Genomic DNA, 25,404 nt, shown 5'->3' with positions numbered 1-25,404 from the left:
GCCAATTAATTAAATCAAGTTGAATTAATACTCGTGACGTGCTTTTCTATTCGTCAGGTCGCCGCTGTCCCAGGCGCCCGTAACCCATAACAATAACGATACCGAGTCGCTGCAAGGCATCGCCGGCACGCAGCACCTTCGATACCTGCCGCCACCTTCGGTTACTCGCGCAAGAGGACGTCACAGCATGAGCATCTCCAATCCCCCCGGGCAGAGCTCGTCCGGCAGCAAACGCAAGATCGGTCTGTTTCCCGCCACGGCCATCAACATGAGCCAGATGTGCGGCGTCGGCCCGTTCATCACCATTCCCACCATGATCGTCATCATGGGCGGCCCACAGGCTTACCTGGGCTGGATTCTCGGCGCACTGCTGGCCCTGTGCGACGGCCTGGTCTGGGCCGAGCTCGGCGCTTCGCTGCCCGGCGCCGGTGGTACCTACGTCTACCTGCGCGAAGCCTTCGGCAAGCGCACCGGCAAGCTGTTGCCGTTCCTGTTCGTGTGGACCGCAATGCTGTTTATCCCGCTGATCATGTCCACCGGGATCATCGGCTTCGTGCAGTACCTGACCTGGTTCTGGCCGGACATGAGCCAGACCACCGGCAACCTCATCGGCCTGGTGCTGATCTGGCTGATCATCGTGCTGCTCTGGCGCAAGATCGAATCCATCGCCCGCCTGAGCATCGTGCTCTGGGTGATCATGCTGGCGAGTATCGCGGCGCTGATCGCCGCGGCCTTTTCGCACTTCCATCCGGAACTGGCCTTCAGCTTTCCCGAAGGCGCCTTCAACCTCGGCGACAGCAGTTTCTGGCTCGGCATGGCCGGTGGCCTGACCATCGGCATCTACGACTACCTGGGCTACAACACCTCGGCCTACCTGGCCGGGGAAGTCGAACAACCGGGCCGGGTGATCCCCAAGTCGATCGTCTGGTCGGTACTCGGCATGCTGGTGATCTACCTGTTGATGCAGGTCGGCGTGCTCGGGGTGGTGGACTGGCACCGCATGCTCGACCAGAAGTCGGCGGCCTACAACTCCGTAGCCTCGGTGCTGCTCAGTGAAACCTGGGGCGATACCGCCGCGGCCGTGGTCACCGTGCTGATCCTGATCACCGCCGTGGCCTCGGTGTTCGCCGGCCTGCTCGGTGGTTCGCGGGTACCGTTCGAAGCGGCGAAGGACAAGGTGTTCTTCAACGCCTTCAGCGTCACCCACCCCAAGCACGACTTCCCGGTCTACGGCATCCTGAGCATGGGCGTGCTGACCTCCGGCGGTTTCATGATCGGACGCCTGACCGACCTCACTACCCTGATCCAGTTGCTGACCACGGTGATGATCCTGGTGCAGTCGGTGGCGCAGATCATTTCACTGTTCGTGCTGCGCAAGACCAAGCCGCACCTGAGCCGTCCCTACACCATGTGGCTGTACCCGGTGCCGGCGGTGATCGCCCTGCTCGGCTGGGTCTACATTTACCTGGCGTCCAACCACAACGCGCCTGGCGCCTACCCGATCCAGTGGTCGCTGGTGTGGGTCGCGGCCGGTTGCGTGGCCTACCTGTTCTGGGCGCGGGTGCAACAACTCTGGCCCTTCAACAAGACAAGCGATACCCACGATGCACGAGCCGTTGAATAACCCGGACGCCACGGCGTCCACCCAAGGTGTGCTGCTGGCGATCGACGTCGGCGGCACCAAGACCCAGATCGCCTGCTACGACCCGGTCAGCCAGCACCTGAGCACCCGCAGGCTGACCACCCATGCCGACGGCGCCCGTGGCGTACCGGCCTTCGAGCGCATCCTCGCGGCGGCACGCGCCTGTGTCGGCGACTTTGGCACCTCACGGGTGGCCAGCGTGGCCGCGGTGTTCCCCGGGGTCGTGCGTGGTCGCAGCCTGTTGATGGCACCGAACACGCCGGGGTTCGAAGAACTCGACCTGCCGTCGTTGCTGGGCGAAGGCCTGGACACCCAGGCCGTGATGCTCGACAACGACGTCAAGGCCGGCGCCCTGGCCGAAGCCCGCTGGGGCGCGCTGGCGGGCATCGACAACGCCATCTACCTCAACCTGGGCACCGGCCTGGCGGCGGCGGCCATCGCCAATGGCCGTTTGATTCGCGGGCAGAACGGCGCGGCCATGGAAATCGGCTACATGCTGGAGCCCTTTCTCGACCCGATGTACCCCGAGCTGTGGCGGACCCACGCACAAGGTGCCGCGCCACTGGAAGAGTTTTTCTCGGGCGCCGCGCTGACCCGCCTGGCCACGGAAATGCTCGGGCCGGGCCACCGCGCCCTGGACCTGTTTGCCAGCCGTGACCTGACGGTTCGCCAGGTGCTGGAACGGCGTATCGCCGGCATGGCGGTGCAGGTCGGCAATCTCGCCGTGGCCCTCGATGTCGAGCGCATCGCCATCGGCGGCGGGCTGTTTCACCAGGCCTCGACCCTGGCACCGGCACTGAAACAACTGATCGGCCAGGTGGTGCCCTTCCCTCCGGAGATTGTCGCCGCCCACTTTACCCATGACGCGCCGCTGTGGGGCGCCTTGAGCATGGCCATGGACGCCGCCGGCCTGAGCTTCATTCCCGGCGATCTTCTTTGCGTACCCGACAGCCCACGGGGCTGACGGACATCCAGGTATTTACGTTATGTCACTGATGCTCCAGGAAACCCTGTCGATACCCGCCGTCATGCAACGCATGCTCGACGACGACCGCGCCATCGTCGCCCTCGGCGAACAACTGGCCGCCGCGCCGCCGGAGCTGATCATCAGCGTCGCCCGTGGCAGCTCCGATCATGCGGCCGCTTACTTCGGCTATGCCATGATGAGCCAGGTGGGGACTCCCTGGCTGTCGATCCCGCTGTCACTGGTAAGCCTGCAACAGCCGCCACTGCGCCTGAAACACTGCTGGGTGGCCGCCCTGTCCCAATCGGGCAAGAGCCCGGACCTGATCGCCAGCGTGAACTACCTGAAACAACTGGGGGCCCGCGTGGCCGCGTTCGTCAACACCGCCGAGTCGCCATTGGCCGCCGCCAGCGATGCCGAGGTACTGCTGCCGGCCGGGCTGGAACAGAGCGTGGCCGCAACCAAAAGCTATGTCGCCATGTTGATGGCCGGGGTGCAGACCGTGGCGGCGCTGAGCGCCAGGCTGGGGCAGGACAATGGCCTCGGTGTCGCCCTGCAAGGCTTGCCCGCCGCCCTGGCGCGGGCGGTCGACGAGGACTGGTCGCTGGCCCTTGAGGTTTTGCGCCCGGTCGACAAGATGGTGGTGATCGGACGCGGCCCGGCGCTGCCCATCGCCCAGGAAGCGGCGCTGAAACTCAAGGAAACCTCGGGGATCCAGGCCGAGGCCTTTTCCAGTGCCGAGGTCCGCCACGGACCGATGGAAATCATCGAGGCCGGTTATCCGGTCCTGCTCTTCGCCCCATCCGGGCCCGAGCAGGCCGGCACCCTGGCGTTCACCGAGGACATGCGCCAGCGCGGCGCCCGGGTCTTGCTGGTGGCGCCACTAGGAACGCCCGGCGCCAACCTGGTCAGCGTGCCGACGGCCCACCCGTTGCTGGAGCCATTCACCATGATCCAGGGGTTTTACCTGATGGCCGCCAGACTGGCCGAGTTGCGTGGGCGCAATCCCGATCAGCCACGCTTCCTCAAGAAGGTGACCGAGACGCGCTGACTGCGCAAAGCCGCCAGGGACGGACGCGGCTCAACAGCCGCGAACGCTCGAAGCCTCGGCCGTCGCAGAGGCACGCGGCCCGAAGTACAACGCGATCAGCACACCGACGCCGCCCATCACCGCGCAATAACCGACGCAGACCCAAGGACTCCAGGGCATCAGGCCGATCAGCAACAGCGGCGTGGTGCTGGCCCAGAGTGCGTAGGCGATATTATAGGTAAAGGAAATACCGGAGACCCGGATGCGCGCCGGGAACAATCCCACCATCACTGAAGGCACCGCCCCTACAACACCACAGGCCAGGCCCGCCAGGGCATAGGCCAGGCCAACCCATTCAGCGCCATGGATCAGGCAGCTATAGAGCAGCGCGATGCCCAAAGGCAGCAAGGCGCTGTAGAACAGCACCGCGCGCCAGGCACCGATCCGGTCCACCAGCCGGCCGGCCAGGACACAGCCGATGTTCAGGAACACGATCCCCAGGCTGCTGAGGGCGAATGTATGGCTGGCGCTCATGCCGAAGACCTTCTGCATCACGGTCGGCGTGACCACCACCAGCACCACCACCGCCGAGGTCAGGACACAGGTCAGCAGCATCGCCGGCAGGATCGCCCGACGGTGAGTGCGCAGGACCGCCTGCAACGGCACCTCCTCGCCTTCTTCACGTCGCGCCTGCAAGGCCATGAACACCGGGGTTTCGCTGAGCCAGCGACGCAGCCAGACACCGATCACGCCGAACACCCCACCCAGCAGGAACGGAAAGCGCCAGGCGAAATCGAGGATTTCGCCGGGACTGTAGATCCGCGCCAGGGCGGTCGCGGTCAAGGCGCCCAGCAGATAACCGAAGGTCAACCCGGCCTGCAAAACCCCCAGGGCATAACCGCGGTGCCCGGCTGGCGCGTGCTCGGCAACAAAGACCCAGGCACTCGGCACCTCGCCGCCCACCGCCGCGCCTTGCAACACCCGCAGCAATAACAGCAGCAGCGGCGCCCAGTAACCGATCTGGGCATAGGTCGGCATGATCCCGATCAGCAGGCACGGCAGGGCCATCATCAGGATGCTCAGGCTGAAGACCCGCTTGCGCCCCAGGCGGTCGGCGAAGTGCGCCATCAGGATGCCGCCCAGCGGGCGAGCCAGATAACCGGTGACGAAAATTCCGAAGCTTTGCAGCAAGCGCAACCATTCGGGCATTTGCGGGGGGAAGAACAACTCGCTGAGGGTCAGCGCGAAGAACATGAAAATAATGAAATCGTAGATTTCCAGCGCACCGCCCAACGCCGCCAGGCCCAGGGTCTTGTAATCGGACCGGGCAAAACGACGGGCGTGCGGAATGTGATCGGCAGTCATGAAAACATCCTGGCAACGTATTCAGGTACCGCATCGGCCGGTTTGCCAGCCGCTGCAAAAATCGGAGGATACCTGAGTTTGCCAAAGGCATTGGGACGACATCGCGGATACCCGTCAGGGGGCAATATCACTCTGCTACCAAAGAGAGTCAGAAAATCTCCCCGGATTGATTTATCGTGGACACCTGCTCACAGATTGCGCTCCCGGCGCTTCACCTGTAGCTCCCCAATAAGACCAAGAACAAGAGGATCTTCCCATGGCCGCTGCTATAGAAACCAGCCGCTACGCCCGCTTTGCCCTGCTCTGCTCGAACTGGGCCGAACGCTGGTTTCCCGACTCCTGGGTGTTTGCCGCACTGGCGGTGATCGTCGTCGCCCTGGCCACCCTGGCCATCGGTGCCAAGCCGAGCGAAGCCGCGATGGCCTTCGGCGACGGCTTCTGGAGCCTGATCCCCTTCACCATGCAGATGGCCTTCGTGGTGATCGGCGGTTATGTGGTCGCCAGTTCGCCACCGGCGGTGAAGCTGATCGACCGCCTGGCCCGGATCCCGAAGAACGGCCGTTCGGCGGTGGCCTGGGTCGCGCTGATTTCCATGGTCGCCTCGCTGCTGAACTGGGGGCTGTCCCTGGTCTTCGGCGGCTTGCTGGTCCGCGCCCTGGCGCGCCGCACCGATCTGCGCATGGACTACCGCGCCGCCGGTGCCGCCGCCTACCTGGGCCTGGGCGCCGTCTGGGCCCTGGGGCTGTCGTCGTCCGCCGCCCAGTTGCAGGCCAACCCGGCCAGCCTGCCACCGTCGATCCTGTCGATCACCGGGATGATTCCGTTCACCCAGACCATCTTTCTCTGGCAGTCCGGCGTACTCTTGCTGGCGCTGATCGTGGTCTCGCTGGTGATCGCCTACGCCACCGCACCGGGCCCCGACTCGGCCCGGGACGCCAAGGCCTGCGGCGTCGATCCGAGCTTCAACCTGCCACCGCTGAGCCAGCGCTCGCGCCCCGGCGAATGGCTGGAATACAGCCCGCTGCTGATCATTCTGCTGGCCTTGCTGGCCGCCGGCTGGCTGTTCCATGAGTTCTCGACCAAACCGGCGATCAGCGCCATTTCCGGGCTGAACACCTACAACTTCCTGTTCCTGATGGCCGGTGCGCTGCTGCATTGGCGCCCGCGCAGTTTTCTCGACGCCGTGGCCCGTGCCGTGCCGACCACTACCGGCGTGCTGATCCAGTTCCCGCTGTACGGTTCCATCGCGGCGCTGATGACCACGGTCAAGGGCGGCGACGCGCTGACCCTGGCCCACCACATCTCGACCTTCTTTACCCAGATCGCTTCGCACGATACCTACGCGTTGCTGATGGGGGTGTACTCGGCGGTGCTCGGCTTCTTCATTCCCTCCGGTGGCGGCAAATGGATCATCGAGGCGCCCTATGTGATGCAGGTGGCCAATGACCTGAAATACCACCTGGGCTGGGCAGTCCAGATCTACAACGCGGCCGAGGCGCTGCCGAACCTGATCAACCCCTTCTACATGCTGCCGCTGCTGGGCGTGCTGGGATTGAAGGCGCGGGACCTGATCGGCTTCTCCTTCGTGCAACTCCTGGTGCACGCACCGTTGGTGCTGTTCCTGCTGTGGGCGCTGGGGACCACCCTGGCCTACAACGCACCCGTCATGCCATAGCGGTTGCTACAAACTACAAGCCGCTGCAAGAGCGCTGTTATCCGCGCTCTTGTGGCTCGCCGCCCCCAAGTAAAGTAACAAGTAAGTGACAATTTCAAAAACGACGACGCTAATTGCAACAATGCTGAATTGATGCTGAATAAGTACGCAAGAACGCAAATTCCACGAGTCAGTGATCCGCGTCATGTATTACGCTGTCCGGACAAACCGGCACGATCGTACCATCACGTTTTTTCCGAGCGTGCCCCGCCCCACCCGTCGTGCTTCAAGGTGGATGAATCATGGACCAATGGAAAGAAGAGCAATTGCGGCTTCTGGGTTCGGCGCAAGACGAGCAGGAATTGTTCGAGCTCTTGCCCGGTCTGGTCAGGCAACTAGGCTACCCCTATTACCGCTATATCAGACTGAACCCCGGTGCCTCCCCCTGGATAAAGAACAACTATCCCGAGGAGTGGAACCAGTACTATCAGGACCACAACCTCTACGTGATCGACCCGGTGCTGACCCGTGCCCGGCATTCCCATATGCCAGTGCTCTGGTCGCCGGAAATTTTTGCCAAGGACCCAGCGTTCTGGACCCAAAAGCAATCGTTTGGCATGCGTCATGGCTGGTCACAGACGGTACAGCATGTTCAGGGCCCTCAGAGCATTCTGTGCGTCGCCCGCCCCAAGGGCGAAATCGATCGCCGCGAGTTCTACCAAAAAGCCGGGCATATTCTGTGGCTGTGCAACGTCCTGCATTCAGCAGCCATCCGCGACCTGTCCAGCACGCCCACGTATCTGCTGTCTCCTCGGGAAGTCGAGGTATTGAAGTGGTCGGGCGAAGGCAAGACAGCACCGGAAATCGCCCGGTTGCTTGAGCTCAACGTGCGCACGGTGAACTTCCATATCGCCAACGCGATCACCAAGACCGGCACCACCAACAAAGTCGCGGCGATGGTCGCGGCGATTCAGTCCGGGGCCCTGTAAGGCCCCCGGCAAAATTCCGTCACGCAATCCCTGCCCCATCCCCTCGACAATTGGCATACTGCCCGGCGGCAGAATGGATCTGTCGCTGTTCCGTCATATTGCATTGCTAAGTTTCGATGCGAAATATTTTGATACGTCAAACCCAGCCAGCAGGAACCCAGGATGAGTGACGAGAAAGACCTCGACCAGTCGCAAGCGCCCGAAAACGATAACCCCACCGACACCAGTCGTCGCCGCTTTCTCGGTGGCGTGGCGGTGCTGGGCGTTGGCGCGACGCTGACCGCCTGCGGTTCCCCGAGCGAACCCGGCAAGCCGGACACCCGCGAGCTGTCGGGGGCCGAGCTGGACAAGGCGCTGCACGACCAGGTGAAAACCGTGGTGGTGATCTACGCCGAGAACCGCAGCTTCAATAACCTGTTCGCCGACTTTCCCGGCCTCGAGAAACCCTTGTCAGCCCTTGCGGCGGCGGACTACCAGCAACGCGACCGTGATGGCAGCCTGCTGCAGACCCTGCCGCCGGCCTGGGGCGGTGTGCTGCAGATCGGCCCGCAAAGCGTCGACGGCGTGACCTACCCCGCGGAAACCCAGTTCCAGCAGAACCTGCCCAACGCTCCGTACGCCCTCAAGGGCCCGAACGGCGAGGACCTGCCCCTGAGCCTGGTCACCCGCGACCTGTGGCACGTGTTCTACCAGAACCAGATGCAGATCAACGGCGGCAAGAACGACCAGTTCGTCGCCTGGGCCGACTCCGGCGGCCTGACCATGGGTCACTACGCCCAGAACCGTTACTCGTTGCGCCTGTGGGACGTGGCGAAGGAATTCGTGCTCTGCGACAACTTCTTCCAGGGTGCCTTCGGTGGTTCGTTCCTCAACCACCAATACCTGATCAGCGCGACCGTGCCCTTCTACCCGGACGCCGCCAACTCGGTGGCCAAGCCGCAGATCGCCACGCTGCAGAGCGACGACCCGCTCGGCACGCGCCTCAAACCCCTGGAGAAATCCCCGGCCAGCGCCATGACCGGCGCGCCGCAGTTCGGCCCCAGTGCGTTGACTCCAGACGGCTACGCGGTGAACACCATGGCCCCGCCTTACTGGCCGACCTGGATCCGCGACCCCGATCATCCGGACTATGCCAAGCCGGGCTTGCCCACTGTTCTGGTGCCCCAGGGCCACGAACACATCGGCGACAAGCTGTCGAAGAAGAACGTCGACTGGGCCTGGTACGCCGGTGCCTGGCAGGTCACCCTGGACCAGTTCAAGGACTCGGCCGGCATTCCGAAGATCCCGAACTTCCAGTACCACCACCAGCCGTTCAACTACTTCAAGCAGCAGGGTCCGGAAAACCCTGGCGAGCGTGCCAAGCGCCTGCGCGATGGCGGACTGGGTGAGGATCCGAGCAGCAACAAATTCCTCGCCGATGCCCAGGCCGGCAAGTTGCCAGCGGTGACCTTCTACAAGCCCCAGGGCAACCTGAACATGCACGCCGGTTACGCCGACGTGGCGTCCGGCGACCGGCATATCGACCGTATCCTGAAAGTACTGCAAGAAAGCCCGCAATGGAAAAACATGGTGGTGATCGTCACCGTCGATGAAAACGGCGGCTGGTGGGACCACGTGGCGCCACCGCAAGGCGATCGCTGGGGGCCGGGCACACGGGTTCCGGCCCTGGTGGTCTCGCCTTTCGCCCGCAAGGGCACGGTGGATCACACGGTGTATGACACCGCCTCGATCCTGCGCTTGATCACCCGGGTATTCCAGTTGGAGAAGCTCGACGGTCTCAAGCAGCGTGATGACGCAATGGTCGCCCGCGGCCAGAAGCCGATGGGCGATCTGACCAACGCGCTACGATTTACCGTCTGAGACAGGCACGCGGAGGAGCCAGTAGCTGGCTCCTCTTCTCGCCCCCCGTAGAAGCCGGCTTCTGCAGGTTCGCTCATGTATCGGCGCCGACCAAATAATAGCCCAGAGCCACTATCCGCTTTACCCCCTCCGTACTCCGGTAATATCCTTGCCCGCTAGTATTCTGTTTCAGAATTTTGCCGAGCGAAAAGGGAGTTCGTCGTAATGATCGTAGGGATTGACCTGGGGACCACCAACAGCCTCGTTGCCGTCTGGCGTGGGGAAACCAGCGAGTTGGTACCCAATGCCCTCGGCCAGTTCCTGACCCCCAGCGTGGTCGGCCTGGACGATGAAGGTCGGGTACTGGTCGGCCAGGCGGCGAAAGAACGGCTGCACACCCACTCACAGACCACCACGTCACTGTTCAAGCGCCATATGGGCAGCGCCCAGGAAGTACGCCTGGGCGATCGCCTTTTCCGTCCGGAGGAACTCTCCGCCCTGGTGCTCAAGAGCCTCAAGGAAGACGTCGAACGTGCCTACGGTGAAACCGTGCACGAAGCCGTGATCAGCGTCCCGGCCTACTTCAGCGATGCCCAGCGCAAAGCCACCCGGATCGCCGGTGAGTTGGCGGGACTGAAAGTCGAAAAACTGATCAACGAACCCACCGCCGCCGCTCTCGCCTATGGCCTGCACCAACGCGACAAGGAAACCTCGTTCCTGGTCTTCGACCTCGGCGGCGGCACGTTCGACGTGTCGATCCTTGAGCTCTTCGACGGTGTCATGGAAGTCCGCGCCAGCGCGGGTGACAACTTCCTCGGCGGTGAGGATTTCGATAGCGTATTGCTCGAATACTTTGTCGACAGTCAACGCGGGGCCGCGGACTTCCCGGCCCCGGCCAGCGTCAGCCAGGTACTGCGGCGCGAAGCCGAACGTGTGCGCAAGGCGCTGGGCCAGGATGCCAGCGCCGAGTTCAGCCTGCGTGTCGACGGCCGGCAGTGGAGCCGGACCGTTACCCAACAGCAATTGGCCGAACTCTACGCTCCGCTGCTGGAACGTCTGCGCGGCCCGATCGAACGGGCCCTGCGCGATGCACGGATTCGGGTCAACGACCTGGACGAAATCCTGCTGGTGGGGGGCACCACACGCATGCCGCTGGTGCGCAAGCTGGCCGCCGGCCTTTTCGGACGCTTCCCCTCCATCAGCCTCAACCCGGACGAAGTCGTGGCCCACGGTGCCGCCATTCAAGCCGCACTGAAAGCGCGCTCCGCCGCACTGGAAGAAGTGGTGCTGACCGATGTCTGCTCCTACACCCTTGGGATCGAAACCTCCCATCAGTTCGGCCAACAGATCGACAGCGGACACTACCTGCCCATTATCGAGCGCAACAGCATCGTGCCGGTCAGCCGGGTCAAGACCGTGTATACCCTGCAAGACAACCAGGCCGTGGTGCTGCTGAAAATCTACCAGGGAGAAAGCCGCCTGGTACGCGACAACGTCTTTCTGGGACAACTGGAAATGCCGGTGCCCAAGCGCAAGGCCGGCGAGGTCTCGCTGGATGTGCGCTTCACCTACGACAACAACGGCTTGCTCGAAGCCCAGGTCAATATTCCGCTGACCGGCGAACAGCACTCGCTGATCATCGAGAACAACCCCGGGGTGCTGTCACCGGAAGAGATCCAACAGCGCTTGCAGGCCCTGACCTTGCTCAAGGTGCACCCACGCGATCAGCAGGTGAACACGGTGCTGAGCGCACGCCTGGAACGTCTTTACCAGGAAAGCCTGGGCGAGTTGCGCGAACGTATCGGCCAATGGGCCGGGCAGTTCCAGCAAGTGCTCGAGGGACAGGACGAACGACGCATTCGCGAGATCCGTCAGGAACTGATCGAACAGCTGGATAAACTGGACAACGGTATCTGGCACTGACAGGAGTCGCGACATGAATTGCTGGACGCTCTTGCAACTGCCGGAAGACGCCGATGAACGCAGCATCAAGCGCAGCTACGCGCGACTGCTGAAAAGCAATCGCCCGGATGAAGACGCCGAAGGCTTCCAACGCTTGCGCGAAGCCTATGAGCATGCGCTCGAGATTGCCCGCTGGCGGGACGATGACTCGCCAGAAGAGGCGCCTTCCCTGCCCGTGACCGTCCTGACAGCCGACGCGATGGAACACGCCCAAACGTATGAATGGTCCTGGCCCGCGGATATTCAAGCGCTGAACACGCGCCCCGCTGCGCCGGTCCGCGATGATCCGATCCCGTCCCTCCTGGCCGACCTCACCGAACAGAACTTGCCGGAGCGTTGGCAGCAGGCACGACAACAGCAATGCGCCGACGCGTTTCAACAGGCGCTGTTGAACCTGTGCTTCGAACAACCGGGGCTGCGTCGTTCAATTGCCGCTTGGGCCGTTCAGCAGTTGGAATGGTTGACGCCCTGGCAAACCGTGCGCATGACACCCTGGCAAGCTGAAGCCTTGTCCAGTGGATTGCTGCAGGAGTATCGACAGACCCTGCAGGATCTAATGGAAGCAGGGCAGGAACGCCCGTTCCTACAGCAGTTGAAAAACTACCTGCAACAGCCCTGGATCAAGGTGTTCGACCGGAGCCAGGAATGGCAAAGGATTGTGCTGCAACTGCTCAACGAAACCCAATGGAGCGTGCCGTTATTCGACCGGGTCTGCCAGGCGTTCGGCTGGGACGATCAGGCAGGCGTAACCCCTGAACCGCTGTGGATCTGGCAATCGCTGAACAGACGCTGCGAGCGCGAAGCCTTCTATGGGGAACTGCAAACCAGAGCCTTGAACCATTTCGAGGGGGAGCCGGTGCAAAAAGCAGCCTTTGTGCTGCTGACGCCCCTGTCTCTCTGGCAACTGGGCCTGGAATTCAAGGGCTTTACCCATAGCCATTGGCAGGCCTGCCAGGACCTTGCAGACCAACTCACCCACAGGTACCCGGAACTTATCGAGCGCCTGCCCAATCCCGACGTTTTTTTCTGGCGCAAGTTCCTACCCCGCGCCGTCCCCCCCTCCAGTTGGAGATGGCTATGGGCCGGCTGCTCGTTGGCGCTGATACTGTCGACGATTCCCGCATGGCAAACCTGGCAAGCCAAAGGCGAGCTAGGGACCAATTTGCTTGTTTCGCTGCTGACGGGTCTGGTCCCGGTGATTGTCGGCACCTATGCGATGAATGTCTGGCAAGCCATCTCCAGGCAACTGCTGACGATCGATTTATGGCTGAGCGAATACCTGCTGCCCAAACGCATCAACCCGAACCGATATTGGCTGGTCATTCGCCACGGCGTGCCGCAGGCAATAATCGCGCTGCTGTTTCTGGCCTGGTCCGGCGGACTGGGCATGGCGACATTCATCGGCATCGGCGCAATCGGCCTCTTCGACAGCAAGCGCCAGGGCGGCGAGCGCCCCGAATCGATCTGGCGACACCCCTGGCAGGCCATCCTGCACTTCACCCACTGGAGCCCCCTGCAACTGGGATTCTTCCTGCTGATGTTGTGCATCACGATCACATGTTTGCTGGTGGTCCCTGGCTATCCACTGACCGCGGACAGCAGGCGATGAAGTCCGGGGGAACGCCTACGCTTGGTCAGGGATATCAAGTACAAGAAAAATCACAGTTTCCCCATAACGGGAAAATACCACCTGCAGCAGTATGAGCAGTCACCTCACCCAATGGTCAACGCTGAAAAGGATCTGAGCATGTCAAAACTCGCTGTATTGACGAGTACCTTAGCCGCACTCACCCTGAGCACCCTTGCCCACGCCGATGTCGAAATGAAACTGGGTAGCCGGGAACGCGTCACCCAGCTTTTCGCCTATCCCAACAACTGCAACGTCATCTGCTTTCGCAACTGGACCCTGGAACAGACCGCCGAGCACTACCTGAACCAGAGCGTGCAGCGCGACGGCTACACCAACGCCAAGGTGACGGTGAAAGCCGACGCCGGCCAACTCTATGCCCACTTCAGCGGCGTGCCGAACGGTTATGACAAACCGCTGGAGCAACTGCTCAATGCTGGTGAACTGGCCTACAAAGGCGCCTCGAAACTGAATGCCGACGGTAAATGGGCCTACAACTGGTACCTGTTCCTGCCGCTGGGCCTGGCCCTGGACAACCGCAAGAGTGTCGAACTGCTGCACTTCCCGCCGGATTACTCGTTGACCCAGGCCCAGGACTACCTGGAGTCGGCCACCACCGACCGCTGGGCCGAGCTCCTGACCGACAACGGTATTCCCAAGGAGCAGACACCGGGTTACCAGACCATCATCGACATCGCCCCGATTGCCGCGCCGTCCAACGCCGGCAGTACCCTGGAAACCGTCTACAGCTACTTCACCGACTACCAGACCACCATGGTCAAGGAAGTCAGTGTCACGTCCAAGGGCACGGCGTTGCCGATGGTGGCCTTCGGTGCACCGGTGCGCAACTGGATCAAGCAGCAATATGGCGCGGACGTCGGTGTGCTACAGCTGGGTCTCATCCGCCCGGCAGCGGGGACGATAGTACCGGTGCTGGGCTCCAATCACCCGAGCTATATCTGGTACGCAGCGGACCCGGCCAGCTATGGCGGCGATCAGGCGAAGGCCGATGCGGCGGGCTTGAAGGTCATGGGGCAGGACTTGAGTGCCGCCTGCTGGCAGGCCGGCATGGGCCAGAAACCGGGCAGCGATCCGGCGGCGCAGCTGAAAAGCTGTACTGATAACTGGCAGGTGACCAACACCCAGAAAACCTGCGTGCTGTTCTATGAGTCGATACGCAAGCTGTCGCCAGCCGATGCCGAGAAGCAATGCTCGACCACGGCGATCAAGACGCAGCTCAACGAACTGAAGAAACCGGCGCCGGCACCAGTGACGGCGATGCCGGTCATCTGACCGCGTAAGGTTCAAGGGCCTATTCGCGGGCAAGCCCTGCTCCTACAGGTTTGTGTCGTACACAAAATCGGTGACCGACAGAGGACTGTAGGAGCAGGGCTTGCCCGCGAAGACGTCAGCTCAAACGACGCAAGCCTTAAGAACCTCCGCCTACAAAGCTCGCGGTATCAGCAGGACTTCAGAGCGCATCCACCGGCCGCAACCGGTACTGCGGCGGCAACTGCTCGATGCCGCTGATGGTGGCGTTCAGACTCTTCCAGCGCCCATCCTTGATCCCGTAGATGCAGCCATGGATCGACAGGCTCTGCCCACGGTGCCAGGCATTCTGCACAATGGTGGTATGCCCGACGTTGGCCACCTGCTGGATCACGTTCAACTCGCACAAGCGGTCGACCCGCTCTTCCTCGGTCGGCAACTGCGCCAGCACTTCGCGGTTCTCGTAGTACAGGTCGCGAATCGACCGCAGCCAGCCATCGATCAGGCCCAACTGGCGATCCTGCATCGAAGCCCGCACACCGCCACAACCGTAGTGGCCGGTAACCAGGATATGCTTGACCTTGAGCACATCCACCGCGTACTGGATCACCGACAGGCAATTGAGGTCGGTGTGCAGTACCACGTTGGCCACGTTACGGTGCACGAACAGGTCGCCCGGCAGCATGCCGACGATCTCGTTGGCCGGAACCCGCGCATCGGAGCAGCCGATCCAGAGGAATTCCGGGGTCTGCTGGCGCGCGAGCTTGGCGAAAAACTCCGGGTCTTCTTCCTTGATCGCAGCAGCCCAGCGCTCGTTGTTATCAATCAGATCCTGTAGTTCGTTCATGCTCTGCCGCCTCAAGATAGTCCGAAGTTATGACACCCGACCCCGGCTCGGGGTCACGTGGAAAATCTTCAGTCAACCAACGTACACGCCATCACCACCGCGTCTTCGCGTCCACCCACCGCAGGGTAGTAATCGCGACGGCGTCCGACCTCATTGAAACCATAACGCTCATACAGGCGGAAGGCCGCCCGATTGCTGTCGCGCACTTCAAGGAAACATTCCCGGGCCTCGGCCGCATGGGCCCGCGACATCAGGTGTTCGAGCAGGCGCAAACCCAGGCCACGGCCCTGGCTCTCCGGCTTGACCGTGATATTGAGCAGGTGCGCCTCATCGAGAATGATCTGCACCACGCCATGCCCGACCTGCTGGCTGCCTTCGAACATCAACCAGATCTGGTACTTGCCCAGGCCATCGAGGAAAATCCCGCGGGTCCAGGGATGGCTGAACGCCGCGTATTCGATCTTCAGGACCGCATCCAGGTCCGCCTCGGTCATCGGGCGAAAACTTACCGCATCACTCATCGTTACTTTTCCATCGCGCCATCAGCCGACGCATGGCTTGCCAGACATCAGCCTTGCGCTGTGGCTCATCCATCAATAATTCCAGACCGGGCAACGCCCAGGCCGATCCCAGGCCTTCGACCTGCAGTTCACGGTTATACGATTCGGCATTGGCTTCACCGGCAAAACGCACCGCCGGCAGGCCGATCAGCCACAGGCAGGCGCACTCGCCCTCTTCCCGACGGGCCTGGACAAAGCCCTGGACAAAGTCCCGCGCCGCATCCGGGCCCTGGTCGAGGTTGCCGCGTACCAGCAGCGGCCAGCGCACCGGCTCGCCGACAATCTGCGGGCTGTCCGGCAGCCCGGCGGCGCGCAGCATGTCCTTGAGCAACAGGTAGGCCGGGTCGCGACTCTGGAACGCCTCGCCTGTGGGTAACTCCACCAGCACCAGGCAACGCCCGGCGCGCAACAATTGCAGGGCGAAACGCGGCGGTGGGACCTGAACCGCCTTGACCGGGGCCGGTGCCTCTTCAACAGCGACCGCCGGCTTGCTTTCGGCGCGCTGGATCGGCGAGGGCCGTGGCACTTCGATCTTTGGCCGCTCGACGGGCCTGGCCACCGGTTCAGCGGCCTTGCTCGCCTCAGGCACGGGAGCCTGGACCTCGACCAACGGCTCCGGCTCGACAAACAACTCCGGCCGCGACGGCGCGGCGAACGGCAGTTCGGTGCGGGGCAGCCAGTGGACCACCTGCATGGCGGTCAGATAAGCGCGGCGGCGGGACTCGATAAGCAAAGGTCGGCCATCTGTGGATAAGTTGAAGCAGGGATTCTACCGCCCTTCGGCGAAGATCGCCCGCAGTTGATCGCAAGAACGCCAAGCCTCCGATCACCTGCGGGTCAATCAGGTGCTTGATGCAGTACAATCGCTCCTTTTAATTTGCCAACCAGCCGGCCTCTCCCATGATCGAACCCAAGCGCGTCTTGCGCGCCCTCGCCGAGCACTGGGCCCTTCTGGAGCCTCTGTGCGAACACTTCGACCAAGGCACCCTGAGCCTCGGTGAACTGCGCCAGCAACTGGCTGCCCAGCAGCTGGACAGCACGCCCCAGGACATCACCAGCCTGCTGGACGTGTGGATTCGCCTAGATATCCTGGTGCCCGTGGCGAAAAGCCCGAACCGTTTCGAGCTCAATGCCCAGATCCACGACTTCCTCGCCTACCTGCGCCGCGAACACCGCCTGGGCCTGTGCCTGGAGATCGAAGCCTACCTGCGCCACCTCGAGCGCCTGGCCGGTTACATTCAGGACGCCTTCGATATCCGCGACGGCAACGACCTGGCCCGCCAGTTGCGCCTGCTCGACATGCGCGTGCGTGATGTCCTGAAAAAGCTCGCCAACGACGAACAGGCCCTGGTGGCCGTCGCCGAACGGGCCAAGACCAGCGACCGGCAGATCCCGCTGCGCCAGCGTTACGCCGAGGTCCTCGCGACCTGGGACGAATACGTCGAGCCGATGATCCAGCTGGTGAACGCCGACGGCGCCTTCGAACAGGGCGTGCGCAAGGTCGAGAACGTGCTGTTGCGCATGCTCAGCGAACAGCAACGTCTTGGCCACCTGGTGGACGACGACATGCTGCTGCGCACCCATGCGCGGATCCTGGAAATGCAGACCAGCGCCCAGTTGACCCTGCGCCATGCCCGCGAACTGCTGCTGCCGCTGCGTGAAGAAGCCCGCCGGCACAACGCCGTGACCCGTGGCGCGGCCCTGGCCCTGTCGGTGATCCGCCGCAAAGGGCTGGACGCCGTGCCGCAAGCGGCGATGCCGATGTTCACCCGCCCGCAAAGCACCTTTCTCGGCAGCTCCGGCCAGGTCGAGGCCTATGTCTACGCCCTGGCCCGCTTCGAAGCCAAGCCGTCGCGTTTCCCCAAGGCGCACAAGTCGTCCAAGGGCGGCGAGTCGCCACGGGCGCCGCGCACGGTCAAGGAAATGCTCGAACGCTGCAGCGACGCCCTGCCGATGCCGGACCTGATGAGCTGGCTGCTGGAGCAGGAACCGGACGGCGCCACCGACGAATTGCTCTACTGGTTCTCGCGCCTGTCGCGGGAAAAACGTTTCCAGCGCGAGCGCCTCGAACGCCGCGACTACCACACCCAGGAGCACCAGGTCAGCCTGCGCTCCTTCGCCCTGCTCTCGCGTGTCGAAGAAGCCGGCGAAAATTCCGCGAGCACACCCCATGCATCTTGATCTTTCCGAACTGTCCCAGCTGGCGCCGATCTTTCGCGAGCTGTTCAAGGGTTACCACGTCAGCCGCCGCGACCCGGAGCTGTACGCCCAACTGTCCAACTGCCAGGACCAGTACCGCACCCTGTTCAAGGCCCTGGGCTTCGAGCTGGTCTGCGACACCCGTGGTTTCTACTACTTCGTCCCGGACAATGCCGCCGCCCAGGTGAACAAGACCGCCCAGCGCCTGGCGCTGTTCACCTTCATCCTGGTGGAACACCTCGCCGACCAGGGCCGCGACCCGGTGGCCGTGCTCGATGGCGGCAGCCTCGGTCGTGACGAACTGCCGTCGCTGCTGGAGAAATACCGCGACCTGTTCGTCCAGGCCGAAGTCACCACCCAGGAAGAGCTGGAAGAGAAGATCATGCGCCGCATGACCCAGCTCGGCTTCGCCCTCGAAGAACCCGGCCTGTTCCGCTTCCTGCCACCGATGCACCGCTTCCTCGACGTCTGCCTGTCGGTCCAGCAGGACCGCGACATGGCCGCCAGCCTGCACAGCGTGCTGCCGTTGCCGACGCCGGTGCTGGTGGATGACGACAGCGACGAAAAATTGCTGGAAACCGATGACCCGCTGGACCTCAGCGAATTCGTCGAGCCCACCGAAGAAAGTGAAGAAGACGCGCTGGCCCGGGCCATTGCCGCCGAGCAACAGGAGATGGACGCATGAGCCAGGAACGCTACGGTATTCGCCGCTTCGCCCTGCTGAACACCGCCGGCTACAGCCTCGGCCTGTTTCCCCTGGAACATCCGCTGTCGGTGTACGGCGCGAACAACCTGGGTAAATCGGCCTCGATCAACGCCTTGCAGTTCCCGATCCTGGCGCGCATGTCGGACATGAGCTTCGGCAAGTACAGCCTGGAACAGTCGCGGCGCTTCTACTTCGCCAGCGACACCAGCTACATCCTCGTCGAGGTCGCCCTGCCCCACGGCCCCCACGTGATCGGTGTGGTCGGACGCGGCCCGGGCGGTGGTTTCGGCCACCAGTTCTTCGCCTATGCCGGACGCCTGGACCTGGCGCATTACCAGAAGGACGACACCTGCCTGCGCCAGAAGGAACTGTTCAACAACCTTGAGCGCAACGGCCTGAAAGCCTACGAGCTCAAGCCCGATGAACTGCGTCGGCTGCTGGTCGGCGGTCATACTTCGATTCCGCTGGACCTGACGCTGATCCCGCTGCGCTCCACCAGCGAACAGAGCCTGAAGACCTTCCGCGCGCTGTTCATCAACCTGCTGCACATGCGCGAGATCACCGCCGCCAAGCTCAAGCAACTGTTCCTCGATGCCTTCGAACACAGCCTGCGCTCCGGCAGCGTCGACTATATCGCCGCCTGTGAGGAAGCCTTCCGCGACGTGCGGCGCATGGAGCAGGACTACAACGCCATGGTGGCCGCCGGCCCCCTGGTCGAGGCGCTGGCCTCGGGGGTACGCCAGCGCGATGTGCTACGCGGCAAACTGCACCGTATTTCACCGCTGCTGGACTCGTTGCTCGGTACCTGGTCGGACTATGCCGGTGCGCGCAAGGAAGAGCTGCTGATCCAGTCCGAGCATTACCGCAATGAACAGGACGCCCTGCAGAACGACCAGCGCAGCAGCACCCAGGAGCTGATGCGCCTGGAGCGGGAAATCAGCGACCTGCAACGCTGGCTCGGCGAGCTGTCGGTACTCAAGAATCGCTTCGCCCTGGTCAACGATGTGAAGGTGCTGGAGCAGCAACTGCTGGCGGCCAAGGATGCCCACGACGAACTGGCCGGCGCCCTGGCCCAGTCCCGGCAGTTCAGCGCCGAGGACCTGGAAGAACGTCTGCGCGACCTGGAAAAACGCCTGAAGTCGGTGAAACAGCAACTCGATCACGCCGACAACAACAGCTATGCACGGCTGCGCGAAGAGTTCTCGCAACAGGATGTCGAGCGCCTGATGCGCCTGTTCAATAGCGCCCTGTTCAGCCTGCCCCTGGGCGAGCACGGCATTGCCCTGGACGAGGAAGGCGAGTGGGTCAAGTCCATGGAACTGATCCTCGACGGCTTCAAGGGCGAGCGTTTCGAAGTGCCGGGCCTGTCCATCGACCTGTCCCATATCGAGCCGCCGGCGCTACAAGCTCTGGCCGATCGTGCTGCATTGCGTGACCAGAAAGAGCGCCTGGAGAAAGAGCTCAAGCAACTGAAAACCCAGCAGGCCGTCGCCGCCGACCGGGCCGCGAGCAAGACCCAGACCGAAGCGCTGTACCAGCAGGTGCTGGATGCGCAGAAAGCCCTGGAAGACTTCCGCCGCGCCCAGACCCTGAGCGCCGAGGAAGGCGACAAGCTGGAACAGTTGGCCCAACTGGAAGGCGCGCAGGATGAACTGAAGCGCTCCAGCGATGCCTTCACCGAACGCGTCCAGCAGCTGTCGGCCAAGCTGCAACTGGTGGGCCGGCAGATCGGCGATATGGAAGCCAAGCAGCGCACCCTCGACGACGCCCTGCGCCGTCGCCAGCTGCTGCCGGCCGACCTGCCGTTCGGCACGCCGTTCATGGATCCGATAGATGACTCCATGGACAACCTGCTGCCGCTGCTCAACGACTACCAGGACAGCTGGCAGGGCTTGCAGCGGGCCGATGGGCAGATCGATGCGCTCTACGCCCAGGTGCGTCTCAAGGGCGTGGCCAAGTTCGACAGCGAGGACGACATCGAGCGCCGCCTGCAACTGCTGATCAACGCCTATGACCACCGCACCGACGAAGCCCTGACCCTGGGCAAGGCCCGCCGTGCGGCGGTGACCGATATCGCCCGGACCCTGCGTAATATCCGCAGCGACTACGACAGCCTGGAACACCAGCTGGCGCTGTTCAACCGCGAGATCAACAAGCGCCAGGTCTCCAACCTGCAGAGCTTCCGTATCGTGCTGGCGCCGAACAAGGACGCGCTCAAGCATATCGACCAGATCATCCACAGTGCCGGCCAGTACGAGGAAGGCGAAACCCTGTCGGTGTTCGACCTGAGCCAGAGTGCCGACCAGGACAACAAGAACGAAGAGGCCAAGGAATACCTGGCGCGGCTGGTGGCGGCAAACCACAACCAGCTGGGCTTGAAGGACCTGTTCGAGCTGGCGTTCGAGATCACCAAGGTCAACGGACAGCCGGTGATCCACACCGATATCGACGGCGCGGCGTCCAACGGGACGACCATGACCATCAAGGCGCTGACCAACATGTACCTGTTGCTGCACCTGATGGACCGCGACCAGGCCGGGCGCGTGCGTCTGCCGTACTACCTCGACGAGGCCGCGGACATCGACGAACGCAACCAGGCGGCGCTGCTGGAGACCAGCCTGCAACTGGGCTTCGTGCCGATCCTGGCGAGCGTGAAGCCGCAGGTCTCGGCGCATGTGGCCATCGACCTGGAAGGCGGCAGCGGGCCGAACGGGATCTATATCGACGAAGCGGACTGGAAGTACATCCGCCGGCACGATGAGGTCCGGGCAACGGTGCCGAGCGAAGCGGCGGAACCGGAGCTGGACGAGGTCTGACTCCAGAAGCTGGAAAGCAAAAGGCCGCGATCATCGATCGCGGCCTTTTCATTTTGGCGGGAGAAATACTGTCGCCCCCTGTAGGAGCCAGCTTGCTGGCGATGAGGCCAGTGAGCCTTGCATCGCCTGACCAGCCGTCATCGCCAGCAAGCCCTACAAAGGCGATGCTATTTACCGAGGCTGATCTTCGGTGCCCAGGTCAGCCACTCATCCTCGAACTTGTCGAACAGCGGGAAGGTCTGCAACGGCCGCGCCGCCGCGCCCATGCGCTCGCCATCCGGCGTGGCAAAGGCAATCCCGCCCTGGATCAGCGTCTCCAGCGACTCGGTCCGCACCGTCGCGCCTTTGAACAAGCCGAAGTCGACACCAAACCCGCTGGTGTTCCAGAACCGGCTGCCGGTGTGCACCAGCGATGCATAACGGGGCTCGATCAGGATATGGATCAACACCCGGTCGGCGGTCGCTCCCAGCTCATACCCGGTCACCTTGCCCACCGTCACCTCGCGGTAGGTCACCGGCACGCCTTCCTTCAGCGAACCACGTCGCGCGGCGCTCAGGGTCAGGCTCAACCCGGCTTGCGGCACCGCCGCATCCGGCGGTTCCTTGAGCGCGACAAAATCCTTCTGCACCCCGAGTTTCTTCGTTGCCGGCTGCACTTCGAGGTACTGCCCGGTAACCAGGGTTTCCAGGTTGGCGGTCTTGATCAGGCCCAACTCCGGCTTCACCACCCAGAACTGGCTGCCGACCCGGGCGATACGCTCCGGCACTTCGGTAATCCGCGCCGACAGCAACACCGATTGCAGGTCATCGCTCAGGTCGACACTTTCGATCTTGCCCACATCCAGGCCTTTGAAGCGGATCGGCGTGCCACTACGCAGGCCGTCGGCGCGATCGACCCGAATGGTGATCAGGGTACCTTGCTGCTGCGCCTCGTCATGGTTGGGGAACAGGCGGAAACGCGGAATGCGTTTTTGCAACGGGGCTTTGTCCAGTGGGGTCTCGAAGGCGATACCACCGGCCATCAGGCTTTGCAGCGATTCACTCTTCACCTGGATACCACCGGTCAGGCCACCGCTGAGGGTGATGCCACTGGCGTTCCAGAAACGGCTCGAAGCGTTAACCAGGTTTTCATATTCCTTCTCGATATGGACGCCGATAATCACTTGCTTGCGCGTGCGGGAGAACTGGTAGCTCTGTACCGAACCGACTTTCACCTGGCGGTAGAGCACCGGGCTGCCGACATCCAGGGAACCCAGGTTGTCGGTGAACAGCACCATGTGCAGACCCGGCGAGCGCAGATCCAGAGGCGGCGCCTTGGCCCGGGCCTCGAACTCACGCTGCGGGTGACCGCCTTTGTCGCCGGGGCGAATGGCGATGTAGTTGCCTTTGACCAGGGCCTCGATCCCGGTGATACCGGCCAGGGAAATCGACGGCTTGACCACCCAGAACTGGGTACCGTCCACTAGGTAATCCTCGGCCAGCGGATCGAGGGTCAACTCGGCGTTGGCGCTGGTCAGGTCGGGGTCGATCTTCAGGGTTTTCAGGCTGCCGACCTGGATACCTTTGTACATCACCGGCGTACGCCCGGCCTGCAGTCCTTCGAAGTCGCTGAGTTTCACCTTGACGCGGATCCCGGCCTGGGCAGCGTCGAAATCCTCATAAAGGCGGAACGGCAGGCTCGGGTCGGTGGGCGGGCTGTCCTTGCGATTCTCCGGCGTGGCGAAGGCGATACCGCCGGCGACGATGCTCGCCAGGGACTCGCTGCGCACCTTCACCCCGGACAAATTGGCGTCGATGCTGATGCCGCTGGCGTTCCAGAAACGCGTGTGTTTACGCACCAGGTTGGCGTAGGTCGGCTCGATAAAGACCTTGAGCTCGACCATATTCTGGTCCGCCGAGAGTGCATAGCTTTTGATCTGGCCGACCTGGATCTGCTTGTAGAACACCGGGCTGCCACGGTTCAGGGAGCCCAGGCGGTCGGCCTTGATGGTGATATGCAGGCCCGGCTTGAGGTCCGACAGCGGCGGCTCCTGGTTCAACGCCTTGAACCTGCGCTCCGGTTCGCCATCCCCGGGACTGACCGCGATGTAGTTGCCGGACACCAGGGTATCCAGGCCGGTGATCCCCGCCAGGGTCACGCTTGGCTTGACCAGCCAGAAGCGGGTATTGGTGCGTAGGGACGACTCGACATCCTTGTTCATCTCGATGGTGGCGACGACCCCCTTGGTGGAGCCTTCGACATCCAGGCTCAGGCCCTTGACCTTGCCGATGGGCATGCCCTTGTAGACGATCTCGGTCTTGTTGGCCTGGATGCCCTCGCCGCTTTCGAAGCGCACCTGGATTTCGATGCCGCTCTGGCTGTAGGCACGCCAGCCGAGCCAGCCGCCGATGATCAGGGCAATCAGCGGCAGGACCCAGACGGCCGACCAGTTCGAGGCCGGACGGGTTTTGGCTTTTGGCAAATCACTCATGGTCGTCGTCCGACTCCGTGTTGTCCCAGATGAGTCGGGGATCGAAGGTTACTGCGGCAAGCATCGTCAAGATCACCACACTGGCAAAGGCTATCGCGCCGAGATTGGCTTCGACGCTGGCAATTCTTCCAAAGTTCACGACCGCCACCAGAATGGCGATCACAAAGATATCCAACATTGACCAGCGGCCAATGAACTCGATAAAGCGGTACATGATGATCCGCTGCCGGGCCGACAGCGGCTGGTGGCGCTGCACCGAGAACAAGAGCAGGGCGATGCCCACCAGTTTGAACGTCGGTACCAGAATACTGGCGACAAAAACCACGGCGGCAATGGGAAACATACCGTGCTGCACCAGGGTGATGACACCGGACATGATGGTACTGGGATCGCCCTTGCCCAGGGAACTGACGGTCATGATCGGCAACATATTGGCCGGGATATAGAGAATCGCCGAGGTCAGCAGCAAGGCCCAGGTACGCATCAGGCTGTTGGGGCGCCGTGGGTGCACAGCCGCGCCGCAGCGGGTACAGACCTGCTCGTCGCTGTCCTCTTCCTGGCGGTTCAACTCGTGGCATTCCGTACAGATCAGGATGCCTGCATCAATCGCCCGCATGTTCGTCCTCTCCCGATAACGCCTGCCAGATCTGGTGGGGCGACATGACCACCTCCAGCATTACTTGGACCAACAGCAAACCGACAAAGCAGGCCAGGCCCAATCCGAGGCTCAGCTCCGCCAGGTCGGCGAGTTTGACAATCGCCACCAGCACGCCCATGAGATAGACCTCAAGCATGCCCCAATCGCGCAGGTGGTGGTAAATGCGGTACAGCAACAAGCCATAGCTGCGCCCGATATCCCAGCGAATGCTCAACAGCACGGCCAACTGGCAGAGCAGCTTGAGCAAAGGGATACCCATGCTGCACAGGAACACCACCACGGCGATGCCGGACATGCCGGTATGGTAAAGGCCCAGTACGCCGCTCCAGACCGTATCGTCGGAAGTCCGGCCCAGAAGATTGAGCTGCATGATGGGTAAAAAGTTCGCCGGGATGTACAACAGCAGTGCGGCGAGCACCAGGGCCAGGCTACGTTCGACGACATTGTGCCGATGGGCGTAGAGCTCGTAGCCGCAGCGTGGGCACTGGGCTTTTTCGCCAAGGCCAAGCTGGGGCTTGCGCATCAGCAGGTCGCACTCGTGACAGGCCACCAGCGTGTCCAGGGGAAGTTCCGACACCTTTGAAGGGTCAACCGGATCCGGCATAAATGGGCTCAGGTTCTGTAAAAGACGGGGGCTATTCTAGTGTTCCGGCTCAAAAATAACCTTGTCAATTTGTCAGGAAACGGTCTGCATTCTCGTATGCTCCCGGCTTGCCGGCGATGAGGCCCGCGAGTCTTGCGACATTTCCGGCGCCACAAAAACAAAACCCCAACTGCTTTCGCAATTGGGGTTTCGGAATTTAATC

19 protein-coding genes are annotated in these 25,404 nt (G+C 62.6%); 12 read left to right on the top strand and 7 right to left on the bottom strand.

Going from position 1 to position 25,404, the window contains the following annotated elements; all coding sequences use genetic code 11:
* The first annotated feature begins 187 nt into the window (after positions 1-187).
* From M5C01_RS18500 to M5C01_RS18490, 3 genes are read left to right on the top strand one after another with little or no spacing between them, the layout of a single operon-like run.
* Positions 188-1,624 carry an APC family permease gene (locus tag M5C01_RS18500; protein ID WP_152740106.1) on the top strand — a complete coding sequence of 479 codons (1,437 nt, stop codon included), beginning with the start codon at positions 188-190 and terminating at the stop codon, positions 1,622-1,624.
* Positions 1,605-2,606 carry an ROK family protein gene (locus M5C01_RS18495; RefSeq protein WP_152740107.1) on the top strand — a complete coding sequence of 334 codons (1,002 nt, stop codon included), beginning with the start codon at positions 1,605-1,607 and terminating at the stop codon, positions 2,604-2,606. The genes M5C01_RS18500 and M5C01_RS18495 overlap by 20 nt, the downstream gene beginning before the upstream one ends.
* A 22-nt stretch (positions 2,607-2,628) precedes the next feature.
* Positions 2,629-3,657, top strand: coding sequence for an SIS domain-containing protein (locus M5C01_RS18490; protein ID WP_152740108.1), 1,029 nt, complete (start codon positions 2,629-2,631; stop codon positions 3,655-3,657).
* Positions 3,658-3,687: 30 nt separating this feature from the next.
* Here M5C01_RS18490 and M5C01_RS18485 read toward each other — a convergent pair whose 3' ends face one another.
* Positions 3,688-5,001: an MFS transporter gene (locus M5C01_RS18485; protein WP_152740109.1), complete on the bottom strand. Its 1,314-nt coding sequence runs from the start codon at positions 4,999-5,001 to the stop codon at positions 3,688-3,690.
* A gap of 256 nt (positions 5,002-5,257) precedes the next feature.
* Between M5C01_RS18485 and M5C01_RS18480 the strand changes: the two genes are divergently transcribed.
* From M5C01_RS18480 to M5C01_RS18455, 6 genes are all read left to right on the top strand, one after another.
* Complete coding sequence (locus M5C01_RS18480; RefSeq protein WP_152740110.1) at positions 5,258-6,676, top strand: TIGR00366 family protein; 1,419 nt, start codon at positions 5,258-5,260, stop codon at positions 6,674-6,676.
* 281 nt (positions 6,677-6,957) lie between these two features.
* Positions 6,958-7,644 carry an autoinducer binding domain-containing protein gene (locus M5C01_RS18475; protein WP_152740111.1) on the top strand — a complete coding sequence of 229 codons (687 nt, stop codon included), beginning with the start codon at positions 6,958-6,960 and terminating at the stop codon, positions 7,642-7,644.
* Between the two features lie 162 nt (positions 7,645-7,806).
* Positions 7,807-9,504: an acid phosphatase gene (locus M5C01_RS18470; protein WP_103497553.1), complete on the top strand. Its 1,698-nt coding sequence runs from the start codon at positions 7,807-7,809 to the stop codon at positions 9,502-9,504.
* 204 nt (positions 9,505-9,708) lie between these two features.
* Positions 9,709-11,406 (top strand): molecular chaperone HscC, encoded by a 1,698-nt coding sequence (locus M5C01_RS18465; protein WP_152740112.1) that lies wholly within the window; start codon positions 9,709-9,711, stop codon positions 11,404-11,406.
* 13 nt (positions 11,407-11,419) lie between these two features.
* Complete coding sequence (locus M5C01_RS18460; RefSeq protein WP_152740113.1) at positions 11,420-13,054, top strand: J domain-containing protein; 1,635 nt, start codon at positions 11,420-11,422, stop codon at positions 13,052-13,054.
* A gap of 138 nt (positions 13,055-13,192) precedes the next feature.
* The gene (locus M5C01_RS18455; RefSeq protein ID WP_152740114.1) at positions 13,193-14,365 is read left to right on the top strand and encodes a hypothetical protein; all 1,173 of its coding nucleotides are present in this window, start codon (positions 13,193-13,195) and stop codon (positions 14,363-14,365) included.
* Positions 14,366-14,543: 178 nt separating this feature from the next.
* On the opposite strand, the gene can is transcribed toward M5C01_RS18455, so the two are convergent.
* The 3 genes from can to M5C01_RS18440 form a co-directional block, all read right to left on the bottom strand.
* On the bottom strand, positions 14,544-15,188 hold the full coding sequence (can, locus tag M5C01_RS18450) for a carbonate dehydratase (protein ID WP_103497556.1): 645 nt from the start codon (positions 15,186-15,188) through the stop codon (positions 14,544-14,546).
* Positions 15,189-15,256: 68 nt separating this feature from the next.
* The gene (gene rimI, locus M5C01_RS18445; protein WP_100942348.1) at positions 15,257-15,709 is read right to left on the bottom strand and encodes a ribosomal protein S18-alanine N-acetyltransferase; all 453 of its coding nucleotides are present in this window, start codon (positions 15,707-15,709) and stop codon (positions 15,257-15,259) included.
* A complete protein-coding gene (locus M5C01_RS18440) occupies positions 15,702-16,481 on the bottom strand; it encodes an energy transducer TonB (RefSeq protein WP_152740115.1) in 780 nt (259 codons plus the stop codon). Before M5C01_RS18440 ends, rimI begins: the two co-directional genes overlap by 8 nt.
* 167 nt (positions 16,482-16,648) lie before the next feature.
* Here M5C01_RS18440 and mksB point away from each other — a divergent pair, with 167 nt between their 5' ends.
* Genes mksB through mksF form a run of 3 tightly spaced genes read left to right on the top strand, consistent with a single transcriptional unit; the run spans position 16,649 to position 21,469 of the window.
* Positions 16,649-17,929, top strand: coding sequence for an Mks condensin complex protein MksB (gene mksB / locus M5C01_RS18435; RefSeq protein WP_103497558.1), 1,281 nt, complete (start codon positions 16,649-16,651; stop codon positions 17,927-17,929).
* Positions 17,919-18,632 carry an Mks condensin complex protein MksE gene (mksE, locus tag M5C01_RS18430; protein WP_100942351.1) on the top strand — a complete coding sequence of 238 codons (714 nt, stop codon included), beginning with the start codon at positions 17,919-17,921 and terminating at the stop codon, positions 18,630-18,632. Before mksB ends, mksE begins: the two co-directional genes overlap by 11 nt.
* Positions 18,629-21,469 carry an Mks condensin complex protein MksF gene (gene mksF / locus M5C01_RS18425; protein WP_152740116.1) on the top strand — a complete coding sequence of 947 codons (2,841 nt, stop codon included), beginning with the start codon at positions 18,629-18,631 and terminating at the stop codon, positions 21,467-21,469. Before mksE ends, mksF begins: the two co-directional genes overlap by 4 nt.
* A 167-nt stretch (positions 21,470-21,636) precedes the next feature.
* On the opposite strand, the gene M5C01_RS18420 is transcribed toward mksF, so the two are convergent.
* Genes M5C01_RS18420 through M5C01_RS18410 form a run of 3 tightly spaced genes read right to left on the bottom strand, consistent with a single transcriptional unit; the run spans position 21,637 to position 25,202 of the window.
* Entirely contained in the window at positions 21,637-23,940 is a 2,304-nt protein-coding gene (locus tag M5C01_RS18420) for an MlaD family protein (protein ID WP_152740117.1), read from the bottom strand.
* Positions 23,933-24,556, bottom strand: a complete 624-nt coding sequence (locus tag M5C01_RS18415; RefSeq protein WP_152740118.1) for a paraquat-inducible protein A — start codon at positions 24,554-24,556, stop codon at positions 23,933-23,935. The genes M5C01_RS18420 and M5C01_RS18415 overlap by 8 nt, the downstream gene beginning before the upstream one ends.
* Positions 24,543-25,202, bottom strand: a complete 660-nt coding sequence (locus tag M5C01_RS18410) for a paraquat-inducible protein A (RefSeq protein ID WP_152740119.1) — start codon at positions 25,200-25,202, stop codon at positions 24,543-24,545. The genes M5C01_RS18415 and M5C01_RS18410 overlap by 14 nt, the downstream gene beginning before the upstream one ends.
* Positions 25,203-25,404: the final 202 nt, after the last annotated feature.

The organism is Pseudomonas sp. MWU12-2319 (assembly GCF_023242525.1).
Classification (GTDB): domain Bacteria; phylum Pseudomonadota; class Gammaproteobacteria; order Pseudomonadales; family Pseudomonadaceae; genus Aquipseudomonas; species Aquipseudomonas gingeri_D.
This window is presented reverse-complemented; position numbering and strand designations above follow the sequence as displayed.